The 15,481-nt window shown below is 58.3% G+C and carries 11 protein-coding genes and 1 tRNA gene; 6 read left to right on the forward strand and 6 right to left on the reverse strand.

The window, feature by feature from the left end; translation table 11 throughout:
* Positions 1-76: 76 nt before the first annotated feature.
* From ABGT88_RS13960 to ABGT88_RS13970, 3 genes are all read right to left on the reverse strand, one after another.
* A complete protein-coding gene (locus ABGT88_RS13960; RefSeq protein WP_346702716.1) occupies positions 77-1,249 on the reverse strand; it encodes a Xaa-Pro peptidase family protein in 1,173 nt (390 codons plus the stop codon).
* Between the two features lie 3 nt (positions 1,250-1,252).
* A complete protein-coding gene (locus ABGT88_RS13965) occupies positions 1,253-1,909 on the reverse strand; it encodes an HAD family hydrolase (protein ID WP_346702718.1) in 657 nt (218 codons plus the stop codon).
* Positions 1,910-2,007: 98 nt separating this feature from the next.
* Positions 2,008-2,079 (reverse strand) — tRNA-Arg (locus ABGT88_RS13970).
* Between the two features lie 125 nt (positions 2,080-2,204).
* Between ABGT88_RS13970 and ung the strand changes: the two genes are divergently transcribed.
* The 3 genes from ung to ABGT88_RS13985 are packed head-to-tail and all read left to right on the forward strand — an operon-like array spanning position 2,205 to position 4,419.
* Positions 2,205-2,867 carry a uracil-DNA glycosylase gene (ung, locus tag ABGT88_RS13975; protein WP_087409087.1) on the forward strand — a complete coding sequence of 221 codons (663 nt, stop codon included), beginning with the start codon at positions 2,205-2,207 and terminating at the stop codon, positions 2,865-2,867.
* Between the two features lie 15 nt (positions 2,868-2,882).
* Complete coding sequence (locus ABGT88_RS13980; RefSeq protein ID WP_087409088.1) at positions 2,883-3,359, forward strand: C-GCAxxG-C-C family protein; 477 nt, start codon at positions 2,883-2,885, stop codon at positions 3,357-3,359.
* A 7-nt stretch (positions 3,360-3,366) separates the two neighbouring features.
* Positions 3,367-4,419, forward strand: coding sequence for an acyltransferase family protein (locus ABGT88_RS13985; protein WP_346702721.1), 1,053 nt, complete (start codon positions 3,367-3,369; stop codon positions 4,417-4,419).
* Here the strand turns inward: ABGT88_RS13985 and ABGT88_RS13990 are convergent.
* Together ABGT88_RS13990 and ABGT88_RS13995 are read right to left on the reverse strand one after the other, a co-directional pair.
* Positions 4,410-5,144: a hypothetical protein gene (locus ABGT88_RS13990; RefSeq protein ID WP_346702723.1), complete on the reverse strand. Its 735-nt coding sequence runs from the start codon at positions 5,142-5,144 to the stop codon at positions 4,410-4,412. The genes ABGT88_RS13985 and ABGT88_RS13990 overlap by 10 nt on opposite strands.
* Before the next feature lie 4 nt (positions 5,145-5,148).
* Entirely contained in the window at positions 5,149-6,351 is a 1,203-nt protein-coding gene (locus tag ABGT88_RS13995) for an aminopeptidase C (protein ID WP_087409091.1), read from the reverse strand.
* Between the two features lie 157 nt (positions 6,352-6,508).
* Here ABGT88_RS13995 and ABGT88_RS14000 point away from each other — a divergent pair, with 157 nt between their 5' ends.
* Entirely contained in the window at positions 6,509-7,792 is a 1,284-nt protein-coding gene (locus ABGT88_RS14000; protein ID WP_346702725.1) for a DUF5103 domain-containing protein, read from the forward strand.
* 3 nt (positions 7,793-7,795) lie between these two features.
* Here ABGT88_RS14000 and ABGT88_RS14005 read toward each other — a convergent pair whose 3' ends face one another.
* On the reverse strand, positions 7,796-8,260 hold the full coding sequence (locus tag ABGT88_RS14005; RefSeq protein ID WP_258326780.1) for a PepSY-like domain-containing protein: 465 nt from the start codon (positions 8,258-8,260) through the stop codon (positions 7,796-7,798).
* A 132-nt stretch (positions 8,261-8,392) separates the two neighbouring features.
* Here ABGT88_RS14005 and ABGT88_RS14010 point away from each other — a divergent pair, with 132 nt between their 5' ends.
* Together ABGT88_RS14010 and ABGT88_RS14015 are read left to right on the forward strand one after the other, a co-directional pair.
* A complete protein-coding gene (locus ABGT88_RS14010; RefSeq protein ID WP_346702728.1) occupies positions 8,393-13,123 on the forward strand; it encodes a translocation/assembly module TamB domain-containing protein in 4,731 nt (1,576 codons plus the stop codon).
* Positions 13,120-15,435, forward strand: a complete 2,316-nt coding sequence (locus tag ABGT88_RS14015; RefSeq protein WP_346702730.1) for a BamA/TamA family outer membrane protein — start codon at positions 13,120-13,122, stop codon at positions 15,433-15,435. Before ABGT88_RS14010 ends, ABGT88_RS14015 begins: the two co-directional genes overlap by 4 nt.
* Positions 15,436-15,481 lie beyond the last annotated feature (46 nt).

Below are 15,481 nucleotides of genomic sequence, written 5' to 3' on the forward strand. Positions count from 1 at the left end.
CAACTCTGCCGGGACAGGAATCTCCAAAAGGGAAAATATCGTTTCGCTCACCCCCAGAGAGGGGGGGGGGAAGGAATCAGAAGAGCGGGAAGATGTCGACCGGGGCCTGTGTGATGGCCTGCAAACCGTCTGGAGTAACCACATAGGTATCTTCGATGCCTACGGCCCCCACGTGCGGAATCACGAACTTGGGCTCGATGGCAATCACCTGGTTCTCGGCCAGCACCTCTTTCGAGCGGGGAGCCAGCACCGGGGCCTCGTTCACCTCGATGCCCACGCCGTGACCAACGAAACCCGCCTTCTGGGTGTGACCCATGAAGTAGTCGTCCAGCCCCGCCTCGTGCGCTATCTCGACCGCCTTGTGGTAGAGGTCGGACGCAGCCACGCCGGGCTTGCCCATCTGGCTCAACCGGTGGTGTATCTCGATGGAGCAGCGGTGTGCGTCGAGGGCTTTCTGGGGCAGTTCGCCTATCGAGTAGATGCGGGTCATATCGGTCATGTAGCCGGTGAAGTTGCCGCACATGTCGACCATCACCGCCATGCCCGGACGCATGAGGGTACCGTTGGCACCCACCGGTATCGAGCAGCTCATGCCGGCTCCGCCCATGGCAAAATCGTAAGGTGTAGGAGTGTCGGCATTGTCGCCGCAAAGCACATTGCCCATGAATATCTCCATGCTCTGCCCGTTGATGCGGAAGAGCCCCAGGTTGCCGTGCAGACGCAACAGACGCTCGATTTCGATCTGGAGTTCGATGTCGGTCATGCCGTCGCGATAAATCGACTCGATGCGGTGGTACACCTCGGCATGCTTCACGGCCGACTCGCGCAACCGGGCCAGTTCATACTCGGTCTTCACGGCCCGCGCCCCACGCATCACAGCCGACGCGTTCGCCACCTCGGCCTCGGGGAATACGGCAGCCAGACGTACATAATCGCCATGTGAGGCATCCCACTCCAGCGCGATACGCCGGGGTTGCGGCATACCCAGTTCGGTCAACAGGGCAGGTATCTGCTCGGGCTTGTGGATATAGTGCACGCTGTCGCCTTTCAACCCCACGGGACGACGTACGAAATAGTGCGGCTCACCCTTGGCCGGGATATAGGTGTAACCGTTGAACACCCGACCCGACGTGTAATAGAGGTTTGCATTGGTGTGAATCAAGGCGGCATCGGCCCCCACGGCCTGCAAGCCCGCCTGTATTTTTTGACAACGCCGCAAAATCTCGGCATGAAATTCACTCGAGAACATAGCTTATTTACAATTTAAAAAGAATTCGGTAAAATCGGTAAACGAGTCGAAGGCCAGTTCGTAGTCGTCGGTCTGTCCAAAGCCGTAACGCGCATAGACAAAGGGCAGACCCACGCGGTGGGTCTCCTGCCCGTCGGCGTCGATGTCGCCCATGTAGAGCGGTTGTTGCAATCCGTATTTCTCTTTGAGCAGCAGCATGTTGTCGCCCTTCGGCTTGTGCGTGTTGCCAAAGGCGAGCCCCTCGGTAATGTAGGGCGTAATGCCTATGCAAACCATAAACACGGGCAGGGTGTGCGAGTCGCAGTTGCTCACCAGAAACAGCTTGTACTTGTGCGACAGCCGTTCCAGCCCCTCGACCACCCCGGGATAGGGCGTGCCGCCGTAGCGCGACAGCAAGGCGGGCTCCTCCTGCGCCAGTTCGGCCGAGAAGCGGGCCGCCTCGTCGGGGGTAATATCGGGGAAAAGATTTTCCATAATGCGAGGAATCGGTTTCCCGATGTTGCCGATGAGTGTCTCGCGGGTAACGTGGACCTCGCGGCCCGCCCGGGCAAAGACCTCGTTCCAGATGCGGGCATAGGTGTCGACCGCATCCCACAGCGTGCCGTCCATATCGAAAATAAGAGCGTCGGTACGGCTCCAATCTACATGCTTTCTTTCCATGCCGCAAAGGTATGGATTTTATCGGGAAGCTCGCAATACAAACTTGAGGGAGAGATATTAAAAAATGTTCCACCGGAAGAGCCCGATGGAACATCTTGTACACCCGTGGGGAGTCGAACCCCAATCGAAGGAACCGGAATCCTTTATTCTATCCATTGAACTACGGGTGCCGCTAAACGATTCGAGGGAAAAGTACGCCTCGTCGGTGAGAATCTCCCCCTAATTGCGTGGCAAAAGTAAGAAATATTTGTAGCTTTGCAAACAGTTACGGTTAAAATCTTATATAAAAAAGATTATGAATGTTCGCATCGAACCCAGTTGGCAACAGCGGTTACAACCCGAATTTGACAAGCCTTATTTCGAACAACTGACCTCTTTCGTTCGTCACGAGTATGCCACCAAAACGGTCTACCCGCCCGGCAGCCAGATATTCGCGGCGTTCGATGCCTGCCCCTTCGACCGGGTGAAGGTGGTGATTCTGGGACAAGACCCCTACCACGAACCCAATCAGGCTCACGGACTCTGCTTCTCGGTCAACGACCACGTGCCCTTCCCCCCTTCGCTCCAGAATATTTTCAAGGAGATCGAGAGCGACCTGGGTATTCCCGTACCCCAAAGCGGCAACCTCACCCGCTGGGCACGCCAAGGGGTATTGCTGCTCAACGCCACGCTCACGGTCGAGGCGCATCGGGCCGCTTCGCACCAGGGCAAAGGGTGGGAGACCTTTACCGATGCCGTTATCCACAAACTGGCCGAGGAGCGCGAACACTTGGTCTTCATCTTGTGGGGAGCCTATGCCCAACGCAAGGGCGAATTCATAGACCGCAGCCGGCACCTGGTGCTGCAATCGCCCCACCCCTCGCCCCTGTCGGCTCACCGGGGGTTCTTCGGGAACCATCACTTCAGCCAGGCCAACCAATATCTGGTGGCCCACGGCATCGAGCCTATTCAATGGTAAATCATAAAAACAAGCATGGAAAAGATAGATGTAGAACAGAGAGCCGAGAAGGCTCGCCAACTTTTTTGCGAGGGCTACAATTGTGCCCAATCGGTCGTACTGGCTTATAACGACCTGTTTGACGTAGACCAGCAACTGGCAGCCTCGATAAGCGCCCCGCTGGGCGGCGGCATGGGCCGGTTACGCGAGGTGTGCGGTGCCGTGAGCGGCATGTTCATGATTGCCGGACTCTACTACAAAAACGACAAGCCGGGCGATCTGGCCAAACGGAAAGTGGTCTACACGGCCGTGCAGGATCTGGCGGCGCGCTCCAAAGCACTCAACGGCTCCATCATCTGCCGCGAATTGCTCGGGCTCGACCACAAGAGCGACGAACCTACACCCGAACCTCGCACCGAAGCCTACTACAAGCGCCGACCCTGTGCCAACTACGTAGCCTCGGCAGCCCGCCTCATCGGCGAAAAGCTCAACGAAGAGCTGGACAAAGCATGATGCCGCCATGCCCACGCTGCAATACGACCGCTCCGACTCTCAGGTACTCAAGGGTATAGGCATTTTACTCATTGTCCTACACAACTTTTTCCACACCTTCCCCGAGTTCCCGCCCGAGTGCGAGTTTGAATATATCCCCGATAACGTGGGACGGTTTGTCGACACCCTGGGCAGGGGCAACCTGCGCACCATCGTGCTGTCGCTTTTCTCTTTTCTAGGGCATTACGGAGTATCGGTTTTTGTCTTCGTGAGCGGTTACGGACTGGCCAAGCGATACGGACAGAGCCCCGATGCGGGGTGGCGCATTCTGCTGCACCGGGCCACGCAACTGTGGAAGTGGATAGTCCCCATGGCCCTGTTGCTCCTGCTCGACCGCTACTCGGGCCACACCCACATTACCTATCAGTATCTGGAGAATCAAAAGATATGGACCGACCTGCTGGCGATGCTTACCTTTACCGCCAACTTCCTGGTCGACCGCTTCGTCATTGCCGGTCCGTGGTGGTACTTCGGCATGGCCTTTCAACTCTATGTTATCTATGTGCTGTTTCTGCGCCGGGCCGGTGACCGGGCGGTGTGGATTGCCTCGGCCGTCGCCTGGGCACTGCTGCTTGTGCTTCAAGGGTTGGGCTGCAACGACCTCGTCTTTACCCTCCGTTACAACTTTGTGGGGTGGCTGCCGGTATTCTGCATCGGCATGCTCGCAGCCCGGCATCCGCTGCGGCTCCCGTGGGGTTGGGTGGCTCTGGGGTGCGTGCTCTTTGTATTGAGTCTCTTCAACCCCTATCTGTGGGTATTCAGCTCGACCCTGGTGCTCTTCCCCTTCACGGCAGTTCTGCCGCTTTTCAAGAGAGGCATTCTCTACAAAATCTCTCTGGGATTGGGCGGACTTTCGGCCGCGCTGTTCATCACCCACGCCTTCGTGCGGCAACAGATACTCATCTATGCCAAGCCGCTACCTGCCGAATGGTCGGGGCTGCTCTACCTGGCTCTGTGCCTGGCTGTTGCCTGGATTTACCGCCAGGTACTGATCGCCCTCTACAAGCGGCTTCACTGGTGATAGTGCCCCTTCTCCTTGACCAACACCACCTTCACCCGGCCATCCTTGAGGATGGCTCTCGAGCGTGAGAAGAAGGGCAGTTGCCAGGCCCAACGGCGGTGCTCCCACGTGAGCAGGTCGACCGAGAAATCGAGATCTCTCAAAAATCCATAATACGATGCGGGGAACGACAGAGCCTCGACGGCTCCGCTTCGGGCTATCTGCTGAATCGAGTCGAGCCGTTCGCCTCGCTCGCGGTCGCTCATCTCGTCGAGATGTGGTATATCGAGGTAACACGAGGTATAATACCCCTCTTGTGTGAAATGGCGCAGGGCCTTCCAGTCGCGCGACTCGACAATGAGCTGCTCCTTGCTGGCACCCGAGCGGGCCAGCATGGCAGTCAGAAGCGACTCGGCCTGCCGGCTGTTGGCTTCGTTCAGATTCTTCAGGTCTATCCACAACTCCCGACCGAGATTCTTGCCCAGAAAATCGAGATAGAGGCCGAGCGACTCGGACGATGGGGTGTCGTGCCCGGTTCTGAAATCGGACAGCTCGGGTACAAACAGCACATCGCACTCGAAATTCTTATACTCTCCTTCAAACTCGTGCAGCTTCTCTATCGTATTGGTCCGGTGCAACCATATCTTATCGATATAATGGTCCACCACTTTGTCGTTACAAAGGGGGATAGTCAATAACGGCAGGCACAACACCAACAGAAAAACGGCACCTAAGCGCCGTTTCATATCTTTACTGCAAATGCAATTTCTTCAGAATCTTGGCTGGGACGGCATCCTTGTGCACCAGAATATCCATCGTCTTGTATTTGACAAAGGCCTCCGACGCATAGAAGAATCCGCCATACACCTGCTCGGTCCCCCACGAGTTTTTCACCTTGTAGTACTTCGTACCGTTCTGGTCGACAGCCGTACCCACGAACACCATGCCGTGGTCGTCGGTTGTCTCGTAGTTGTCAAAAGCCTCCTGGCGCACCTTCTGGTCGATGACCATCTCCTCCTCGGGCTCCTCGAATTTGTAGAGTTCGCCCTCTTTCTCGGCCTTCGACAGTTTCACCCAGCGGGCCAGCTCGGTACCCGAGAGGTTGTCGTTTTTCTTCTCGACGGGAACTACGGCAAAGCCCTTGAGGTATTGGAATCCCTTTTCGCTCACGTCCGACGCCCACATCACCGTATACCCCTTGTCAATCGAGTAGTCGATGGTCTCCATCAGCTCGTTGAGGGGTATGTTGTAGTACTGCGACCACAACCAGTTGTCGGGCACCTCGATGGCAAAAGGTTTGTAGAAGTCGTGGTGTGTAAACGAAGTCAACGGAATGTAGTCGCTCGACTTGATACCCAGCGACTCGGCAAACGACTTGGGCGTGTACTCTACCCCGTTGTAGGTAAACTTCTCGGGCACCTTGCCCAGGTAGGTATCGAGCACCGCCTTGAATCCGTCGAGCCAGGCCGACGACAGCTTCTTGTTGGGGTTGGCGATAACGGCATCGACATAGCCTTTGAGAATGGCATCGAGCTCACCGTGCTGGTGTTTGTCGGTACCGTAGTTCAGGCCGGTATAGACCTCCTCGGGAACCACACCGTACTTATCGATAATGTAGAGTACGTCGTAGGCGCTACCTCCGGCCGAGAACGAGATGCTGCCGTGCATGCGTACATACTTGATGGCCTTCTCGATATAGTCGTTGCGAACGATAAACATCTCGGAGAGGTCGACCGCCGGCTTGCCCTGGCGCAAGAGGTCATCCTCGATAAACGACAGCGTCGAGAAGCTCCAGCACGTGCCCGAGCGGCTCTGGTCTTTCACCGAATTGGTTTTCAACTCTTTCGTAACGGTAAACTGATACCCTACGGAATCTTTCTTGTTCTCTCCGGCCCAAGCGCACACCGAAACCACGGACAATGCGCAGGCAATAGTCAAATGTTTACAATTCATATATCGTCTTTCTTATTCAATTCTCATGTCAAGTTGCGCGCAAATATAGCCAATATTTTCATATTACGCGATAATTGCTCCATTTGTATAACAGTTATTAGGAAACCGGCATAAAATTTCGTACATTTGCCACTAAGAACTTTCAAACCGACACTTTATGAAACCGAAATACAGACTGTACGCCCTGCTCGCCGCGATTGCCCTGTGGAGTCCGCTGACCGTTCCGGCCCAGAACTTCTCGAACGAGGTCTACGAAACCCGCGCCTTCAGCGACCGCTTCAAGACCATCCGCACCGACGTCGAGGGGCGCGACCTCTTCCCCCCGATTATCGAGTTGAACAGCAACGAGCACATCACCATCTCGTTCGACGAGATGACCGAGGAGGCCTCGTACCTGCAATACAGTCTCATACACTGCAATGCCGACTGGCGACCCTCGGCCCTGTCGGAGCTCGAATACCTCGACGGCTTCAACACCAACCCCATCGAAACCTTCGACTACTCCATCGCCACCTTTGCTCACTATGTGCATTACAGCCTCACCCTCCCCAACGAGGATGTACAGTTCAAGGCATCGGGCAACTACGTGTTGCTGGTCTACCCCGAGAACGAACCCGAACAGATATTGCTGCAGGTCTGCTTCTCGGTCTACGAAAACGATATTCTGGTAGCCCCCAGCGTCACCTCGCGTACCGACATCGACTACAACAGCGAGCACCAGCAGGTGAGCGTCAGTCTCAATGCCAACAACTACCGCATACAAAACCCCTACAACGAACTGAAGGTGAGCGTCACCCCCAACGGACGGCGCGACCAGGAGGTGATTGTAACCCGGCCGTTGCGCGTACAGGGCAACCAGGTCATATTCGACCATGACCGCAACCTCATCTTCGAGGCGGGCAACGAGTTCCGCCGGTTCGAAATGGTAGCCACCCGCTACGCCGGGCTGGGTGTCTCGAAAATTTACCACTTCGACCCCTACTACCACGTGGTTCTGACTACCACGGAGCCCCGGGCCGAGACGAGCTACCTCTACGACAAGACTCAAAACGGACGCTTCGTCATCCGCCAGAGCGGTGCCAACGACAGCGACACCGAGGCCGACTACTTCGTGGTGCACTTCACCCTCGACTCCGACCCCATACCAGGCGGCAAAATCTATATCGACGGCGAGATGACCAACCATCTCTACACCCCCTACAACGAGATGGTCTATAACCCGGAAACGGGCCAATACGAGAAAACCCTGCTTCTGAAACAGGGTTCCTACAACTACCAGTATCTGTTCCTGCCCGACGGCGCAAGCTCGGCCACGGCAGCTCCTGTCGAGGGCAACTATTACCAGACGGTCAACGAGTATCTGGTGAAGGTATACCACCGCGCACCGGGCGAACGCTACGACAAGCTCATCGGGATAGGCATGACCTACTCGGGCCGATAATCGTCAATCGTTCCGGGCCTTGACAAACTCGCCCGCTTTCGAAAAATAGAGATGGGTCTCGGGATGGACAAGTGTGAGCTTATAGAGATTCTTGCGCTGCTCCATACTCTCGACTTTCGCACCGGGGTAATGCTGCTCGAGATATTCGCCCACGGGTGCGGGAAGCAATTTCACCAGCTCGGGAGCCAACGGGTTGTCGTGCGAATCGATCTCCTCCCAACGTCCCTTGCGGTCGAACTCCAGGTCGTAACCACCCGAGACCTTCACCCCGTATTCGTCCCACGTGCGCGAGTGTACACACTGCAATACCCGAGCCCCTGGAAAATAGGTTTGCAACAACTGACGCGCCGATTGTGGAAGCTCCGACAGCGAGATTTTCCGATTGGTCGTTTTGTTTTCGCCTCGGCTCGGCCCTATGCCTAATGCAATCGTTGTGAACAAAACGATAAGATACAAATAATTTTTCATATATTTACCTCGGTTTTTAGGTTTTCGGTATATTCTCAAAACAAATTCCTCGAAGCCAATGTTTATAATCCAGTCACTGGAAAACCGTTAAATAGGGTGTAAATACAGAGACTTGAAAAAGATTCCTCCCTCATGAAAAGAGCACTGAAATATATTGCCATCACCCTTGCCTCGCTTTTCGTGCTGCTGCTTGCCCTGCCGCTGTGTATCTACATACCGGCCGTGCAACGATGGGGGAAAACCGAAATATGCCGCTACGTGAACCAGTCGACCGGCATGCAACTGACCATCGGCGACCTGTCGCTGCGCTTCCCCTTCAAACTGCAAATCGACGACATCCTGCTGCTCACCGCTCCGGGCGACACCCTGCTGCAAAGTGGCAACGTACAGGTAGGCATCGCCCCGGCCCGGCTGCTGAAGGGCGAGGTCGATGTCACCGAAATCGCCCTGCACGCCACCCGTTTCCGCTTTGCAAGTGCCGACTCGACCCTCACCTTCTCGGCTCGCGTCGAACGGTTTGTCACCCGACAGGCCCGCGTCGACCTGAAAGGTTCGCTCATCGAGCTGCCCTCGCTCCAGCTCCAGGGTGGCGACATTGCCCTCGACATCGCGGGCGAGTCGACCGACACCACCGATACCGCCAGCGCCCCGCTCGACTGGCGCATCTCGGTCGGCGAGATAGGCTTGTCGCAGATACACTACGCCATGCAGATGCAGCCCACCATCCAGCAGCTCGACGCCTCGATTGAGACAGCGACCCTGCGGAAGGGATACATCGACCTCTATCGTCAGCAGGTCGATGTGGCCGAGGCGACCATCGACCGGGGCGACTACCGCTACTACCCGGGCAGCGGCGAGACCGGCGAAACTACCACTCCCTCCGAAGAGGCTGCCGACACGGTGGTCTCGCCACCGTGGACCGTGCGGATAGCACAACTGCGGCTGCACCAAAACAGCGCCCTCTATGCCCTGCCGACGAAGATTCCACAAAAGGGGCTCGACCCGGGTTACCTGTCGCTCAACGGCATCGAGATTGCCATCGACTCGCTCTACAACCAGGGCAGTGCCATACGGGTACCTATCAAACAGCTTGCCTTTGTCGAACGCTCGGGGCTGGCCGTCACCCACACGCAAGGCGTCTTTGCAATGGACTCGACCGGCATCGCCCTGCACGACTTCCTCCTGCAAACCGCCCTTTCCGAAATTTCGGCCCAACTGCAGGCGGGGAGCGACATCTTCACCCAGTCGCCCCAGGCTCCCGTCGAGGCCGAGCTGCAAGCCCGCATTGCCGTGGGCGACCTCATCCGACTCTTTCCCCAATACGACTCCTATACCCGGGGAGTGCTCCTCTCGAGCACGCTGCACACCGACATAACCGTGGGCGGCACGCTGGGCGACCTGCGCCTCACCCGGGGCGACCTGTCGCTGCCCGGCACATTCAATGCCCGCACCACCGGGCGCGTGCAACACCTGCCCGATACCGAGCGTCTGGCCGGCGAACTGCAATGGGGCATCGCCCTCAGGGAGTCGCCGCTCATCGCCCAATTCATACCCGACTCGCTGCGCCATCGCCTCCATCTTCCCCCTACCCGATTCTCGGGTAGGGCCACCCTGGCCGGCCCGACCATCCAATCGCGGGCCCGACTCTCAACGGGCGACGGCAGCATCGCACTGCGAGCCCGACTCGATACCCGCAGCCAGCAATACCGGGGGCGTCTGCACATCGACCGCTTCCCCCTCTCGGCCTTCCTGCCGCACGATTCGCTGGGTGTACTCTCGGCTTCGGCTCGAATCGAAGGGGAGCGATACAATCCGCTCGACTCGCTGGCCCGACTCACGGCCCACCTCGAGGTAGACACCGCCCAATATGCGGGGTATCTCTACTCGGGACTGACCGTCGACGCCCGCGTGAACCGCGGGAGGGCCACGGGCCACATCGCCTGCACCGACCCCAACCTGCTCGTCGGCCTCAGCCTGTCGGGCTCGATCTCTCCACAACAGTACCTCGTAGCCCTCTCGGGCGACATCCATACCGACCTCCACGCGCTGCGACTCACCACCGAGACCTGCCAGATGTCGACCTCGATAGCGCTGTCGGGGCAGGTAGAACCAGAGACGGAGCAATACCAGGCGACCCTGGACCTCAGCAAGCTGTCGCTCCTGCTGCCCACCGGGCGACTGCAGACCGACAAGCTGTCGCTCGCGGCTCAAACCGACTCGACCCGCATACAGGCTTCGCTGCAAAGCGGCGACCTGGCGGTGAACTTCACCTCGGCTACGGGGCTCACGCCATTCCTGGCCAAACTTAGCGACGCGATGCCCATCGTCGCTTCGGTGCAGGAGAAGAAACGGCTCGACATGGAGGCACTGCACCAGGCGTTGCCCCCTTTCGAACTCACGGCCAGCGCCAAGCGCAACAATCTGGTACAACAATACCTCCAAGGAGCAGGCATGGGATTCTCGCAATTCAGCCTCACGGCGGCCAACGACTCCCTGCTCAACGCTAGGAGCCAGGTCGACCGCTTCTCGGCAAGCGGCATCGTCATCGACACCATACAGCTCTCGCTGTTCGAACGGCACGAACGCGAAGAGCGACTCTACTATTCGCTCCAGGTGGGCAACAAACCTGGCAATCTGGACCAACTGGCCTCGGTCAACCTCAACGGGTTCCTGTCGGGCAATACCACCAAATTCTTCTGCGTGCAGAAAAACCGGCAGGGACAGGAGGGATTCCGCATCGGTAGCCAAGTCGACTTCCTCGACTCGCTCGTGAAGGTCTCGCTCTTCCCCAAGAACCCCATCATCGGCTTCGAAACCTGGACCCTGAACCCCGACAACTTCCTGGCTTACCACTACGACAGGCACCACTTCGATGCCAACATCGCCCTCACCCACGGCGACCGTCACCTCATTGTCACCACCCTGCACGGCTCGCCCTCCGACCACGACCTGGCCCGGCAGGAGCCTCTGAAGGTCGACATCAACGGCATGGAGATTGCCCCCTGGCTGGCACTGTCACCCTTCTCGCCGCAGATTGCAGGCAGCGTCTCGGCCAACCTGCTGGTCGATTTCCCGCAGGGCAGCACCCAGGTAGCCGGCAACCTGGGGGTATCGCAATTCTACTACGGCAAGCGACGGGTGGGCGACTTCGACCTGAAGGTCGACTACCGGCTCGATTCGCTCGGTCGACAGGAGGCTCAGGCCTCTCTGCAAATTGACAGCGTGCAGGTACTGACTCTGTCGGGAGAGCTCGACGACAAGGCTGAATCGCCCGTGGCGCTACAACTGTCGGTCGACAGCCTCCCCCTGGCCACGGCCAACCCCTTTCTGCCGGCCGACATGGCCCAGTTGCAGGGATACCTCAACGGGCAGATGACCGTGGGCGGCACCACTTCGGCTCCCCAGCTCGACGGCTATTTGCAGATGGAGCAGGCCTCGGCCAGCTCCAAATCGATGGGGGCCAGCCTCAGCTTCTCGCCCAACCCCATACGCATCGACCGGAACGTGCTGCTGTTCGACAACTACGAAATTGCCGGTGCCAACAAGAACCCGCTGCACATCGACGGGAACGTCGACTTCCGGAATCTGGAGAAGATCAACACCGACCTGCACATCTTCGCCTCGGCCTTCCAGCCCGTGAAGTCGGGCCGCAGCACCAAGGCCACCCTCTACGGCTCGGTCATCGCCGATATGGACATGCGGGTAAACGGCCCCCTCGACGGACTGAAGATAACCGGCAACGTGGGGTTGCTCACCGGCACCGAGGTGACCTACGTGATGCAGGACTCGCCCTTTGCCCTGCAACAACAGGAGAACAACATCGTCACCTTCGTCTCGTTCAACGACAGCACCGAGGTGGTCGAGGAAGACACCCTCTCCCGAAGCAACGCCACGGGCATGGATATTCTGGTCAATATCAACATATCGCCCACCGTGAAGATGGGGGTAAACCTCTCGGTCGACGGCAAAAACCGCATCGACCTCCAGGGCGGCGGCAACCTCACCTACACGATGAACGCCCTGGGCGACAGCCGGTTCTCGGGCCGCTACGACCTCTCGGGCGGATTCGTGCGTTACAACCCGCCCATCATCTCGGAGAAGCTGTTCAAGATACAGGACGGCAGTTTCGTCTCGTGGAACGGCGACATTGCCGACCCGCAAATGTCGATTACCGCCGTCGAGACGGTGCGCACCACCATCACCGAAGACGACAAGAACTCGCGGCAGGTCAACTTCGACATCAGCATCCTCATCAAGAACTCGCTCGAAAACCTCTCGGTCTCGTTCGACCTCTCGGCCCCCGAAGACCTCACCCTGCAAAACCAGCTCACCTCGCTCACGGCCGAGCAGCGGGCCTCGCAAGCCATGAGTCTGCTCATCTACAATACCTACACCGGGCCGGGCACCTCGACCACGCGGAGCGACCTGCTGGGCAACCCGCTCAACTCGTTCCTCGAGAAGGAGCTCAACCAGTGGGCCCAGGGGCTGAAGGGCATCGACCTCTCGTTCGGCATCGACTCCTACACCGACGCCTCGGGCATCAACACCCGCACCGACTACTCCTACCGGGCGGCCAAGAGCCTCTTCAACAACCGGGTGAAGGTGGTCATCGGGGGTAGCCTCAGCCCCGACGACAATGCCGACGTCAATTTCAAGGAGAACTTTATCGACGATATTTCGCTGGAATATTACCTCAACCAGCGCGACAACATGTATATCAAGGTATTCCGCCACACGGGTTACGAGAGTATTCTCGAGGGCGAAATCACTCAGACCGGCGTGGGCTTCGTCGTGAAGAAACGGCTGGTCAACCTCTGGGAGCTCTTCCGTTCCCGCAAAAGCCGAAAGGAGGCCGCACCATGAAACAGACCCTTGCCTACCTCTTTGTCTCCCTGCTGGCCACGGCGATACTCATCGGGTGTTCCACCACCCGTCGCCTCACCGACGACGAGGTGCTCTATACCGGCGTGAAGAAGATGGAGATTATCCCCGACTCGGGGGTGAAGATTGCCGACAACGTGAAGTCCGAAATCAAGACCACCCTCTCGGTGGCTCCCAACAATCCCCTCTTCTCGCCCTACGTGCGCACCCCCTTCCCCCTGGGCCTTTGGGTATGGAACTATCTGGAACCCAAAAGCGACAAAGGGTTGAAACACTGGATTTACGAAAAACTGGCCAAGGAGCCGGTACTCGTCTCGAGCGTGCAGCCCGAGCTGCGCATGAGCGTAATCAAGGACATTCTGGCAAACAACGGCTACTTCGGGGCCGAGGCCGACTACGAACTCATCTACAACAAGCGCAACCCCCGCAAGGCCCGCATCTCGTACAAGGTCGAGGTGCCGCCGGCCTACACCCTCGACACCATCGAGCTGCCGGCGCCTACCACCCCCCTCACCCGGTTTATCGACAGCATCAACAGTGCCACGCTGCTGCAACCCGGCGACCGCTACTGCCTCGACTCGCTCTCGGCCGAACGCGACCGCATCACCAGCGCCCTGCGCAACAACGGCTATTTCTACTTCCGTCCCGAGTATATCGAGTATCTGGCCGATACGACCCTCTCGCCCGGCAAAGTGGCGCTGCGCATGACCCTCAAGAAGGGTATCCCTACCCAGGCGCTCAAACCCTACTACGTGAGGCACATCCACGTGAACCTGCAACGGGCCGACGGCGGCGGCACGCCCGACACCATCCGGTATCCCCACCTGACGGTAGTCTACCGCAAGCCTGTCCACCTGAAGCAGTGGATATTGCCCCGCAACATCACCTTCAGACCGGGCACCATCTATTCGGTAGCCACGCAGAACACCACCCAGTCGAATCTGGGACGGCTGGGCATATTCCGCTCGGTAGCCGTCGAGGTGACCCCGCTCGACTCGCTTGCGCAACGAGACTCGCTCGACGTTACGATACAGGCGGCTTTCGACGTGCCGCTCGAGGCCACCATCGAGGCCAACGTCTCGTCCAAGTCGAACAGTTACATAGGCCCGGGACTGATTTTCGGTATCAACCACAACAACCTTTTCGGGGGCGGCGAGAAGCTCTCGGTGAAACTCAACGGCAGCTACGAGTGGCAGACGGGCGGCGGCTCGCAACACGGCAAGGCATCGCTCTTCAACTCCTATGAATTCGGCTTGAACTCGTCGCTCTCCTTCCCCCGCATCGTGCCCGGTTTCCTGCCGCAGATGCCCCGCACCCGCCGGTACCCCGCCTACACGCGGTTCCAGTTGGGTGCCAACCTGATGAACCGGCCGCACTACTTCCGCATGGTGTCGTTCAACGGGTCGATGAGTTACGAGTACCGCACCTCGCTGCGGGCCGGCCATTCGGTCACCCCCTTCAAACTGGTCTATACCAAACTGCTCAATACCACCGAGTCGTTCGACAAGACCATGGAGGAGAACCCCGCCATCGCCCTCAGCTTCCGCGACCAGTTCATCCCCTCGTCGAGCTACACCTATACCTACGACACCTCCTACGGCCGCGAAGTCGACAATCGCTTCGTATGGCAACTGATGGGCATGTCGGCCGGCAACATCCTGAGCGGCATTACCTCGCTGCTGGGACAACACGGCGAGAAACGCATCTTCGGCAGCAGCTTCTCCCAGTTTGTCAAGGGGAGCGCCGAGATGGTCTACTACCACCGTTTCCGCCCCGACCACTGGCTGGTAGGCCGCCTGTTCATCGGGGCCGAACATGCCTACGGCAACTCGCAGGAGGTTCCGTACAGCGAACAGTTCTACATCGGTGGAGCCAACAGCATACGCGCCTTCACCATCCGCTCGCTGGGCCCCGGCAGCTACCTGCCGCCGCAGGACGATGTAGACGGATACTTCGACCAGACGGGTACCTTCAAGTTCGAGGCCAACCTCGAATACCGATTCCCCATCTGGGGCGACCTGCACGGCGCCGCCTTTGTCGATGCCGGTAACATCTGGCTGCTGAAGCGCGACCCCAACCGCCCGGGTGGCGAGCTGGACGGTCGCACCTTCCTCAAAGACATCGCCCTGGGTACCGGCGTGGGGCTGCGCTACGACATCGGGATGCTGGTGATACGCGGTGATCTGGGTATCGGCATCCACGCCCCCTACGAGACCGGCCGCAAAGGGTACTACAACATGACCTCATTCAAAAACAGCCTCGCCTTCCACCTGGCTATCGGCTACCCCTTCTAAGGTATTCCCCCCGACCTTAAAAGCTATTCAACAAAAATACAACAGG

Origin of the sequence: Barnesiella sp. An22 (assembly GCF_963931395.1) — a bacterium.
Lineage (GTDB): Bacteria > Bacteroidota > Bacteroidia > Bacteroidales > Barnesiellaceae > Barnesiella > Barnesiella merdigallinarum.

Bases quoted from the DNA above. Each gene is read 5' to 3' on its own strand.
- ABGT88_RS13985 (WP_346702721.1), top strand. From the start codon at position 3,367: ATGCCCACGCTGCAATACGACCGCTCCGACTCTCAGGTACTCAAGGGT.
- ABGT88_RS13990 (WP_346702723.1), bottom strand. From the start codon at position 5,144: ATGAAACGGCGCTTAGGTGCCGTTTTTCTGTTGGTGTTGTGCCTGCCG.
- ABGT88_RS13960 (WP_346702716.1), bottom strand. From the start codon at position 1,249: ATGTTCTCGAGTGAATTTCATGCCGAGATTTTGCGGCGTTGTCAAAAA.
- ung (WP_087409087.1), top strand. From the start codon at position 2,205: ATGAATGTTCGCATCGAACCCAGTTGGCAACAGCGGTTACAACCCGAA.
- ABGT88_RS14010 (WP_346702728.1), top strand. From the start codon at position 8,393: ATGAAAAGAGCACTGAAATATATTGCCATCACCCTTGCCTCGCTTTTC.
- ABGT88_RS13980 (WP_087409088.1), top strand. From the start codon at position 2,883: ATGGAAAAGATAGATGTAGAACAGAGAGCCGAGAAGGCTCGCCAACTT.
- ABGT88_RS13995 (WP_087409091.1), bottom strand. From the start codon at position 6,351: ATGAATTGTAAACATTTGACTATTGCCTGCGCATTGTCCGTGGTTTCG.
- ABGT88_RS14000 (WP_346702725.1), top strand. From the start codon at position 6,509: ATGAAACCGAAATACAGACTGTACGCCCTGCTCGCCGCGATTGCCCTG.
- ABGT88_RS14005 (WP_258326780.1), bottom strand. From the start codon at position 8,260: ATGAAAAATTATTTGTATCTTATCGTTTTGTTCACAACGATTGCATTA.
- ABGT88_RS13965 (WP_346702718.1), bottom strand. From the start codon at position 1,909: ATGGAAAGAAAGCATGTAGATTGGAGCCGTACCGACGCTCTTATTTTC.
- ABGT88_RS14015 (WP_346702730.1), top strand. From the start codon at position 13,120: ATGAAACAGACCCTTGCCTACCTCTTTGTCTCCCTGCTGGCCACGGCG.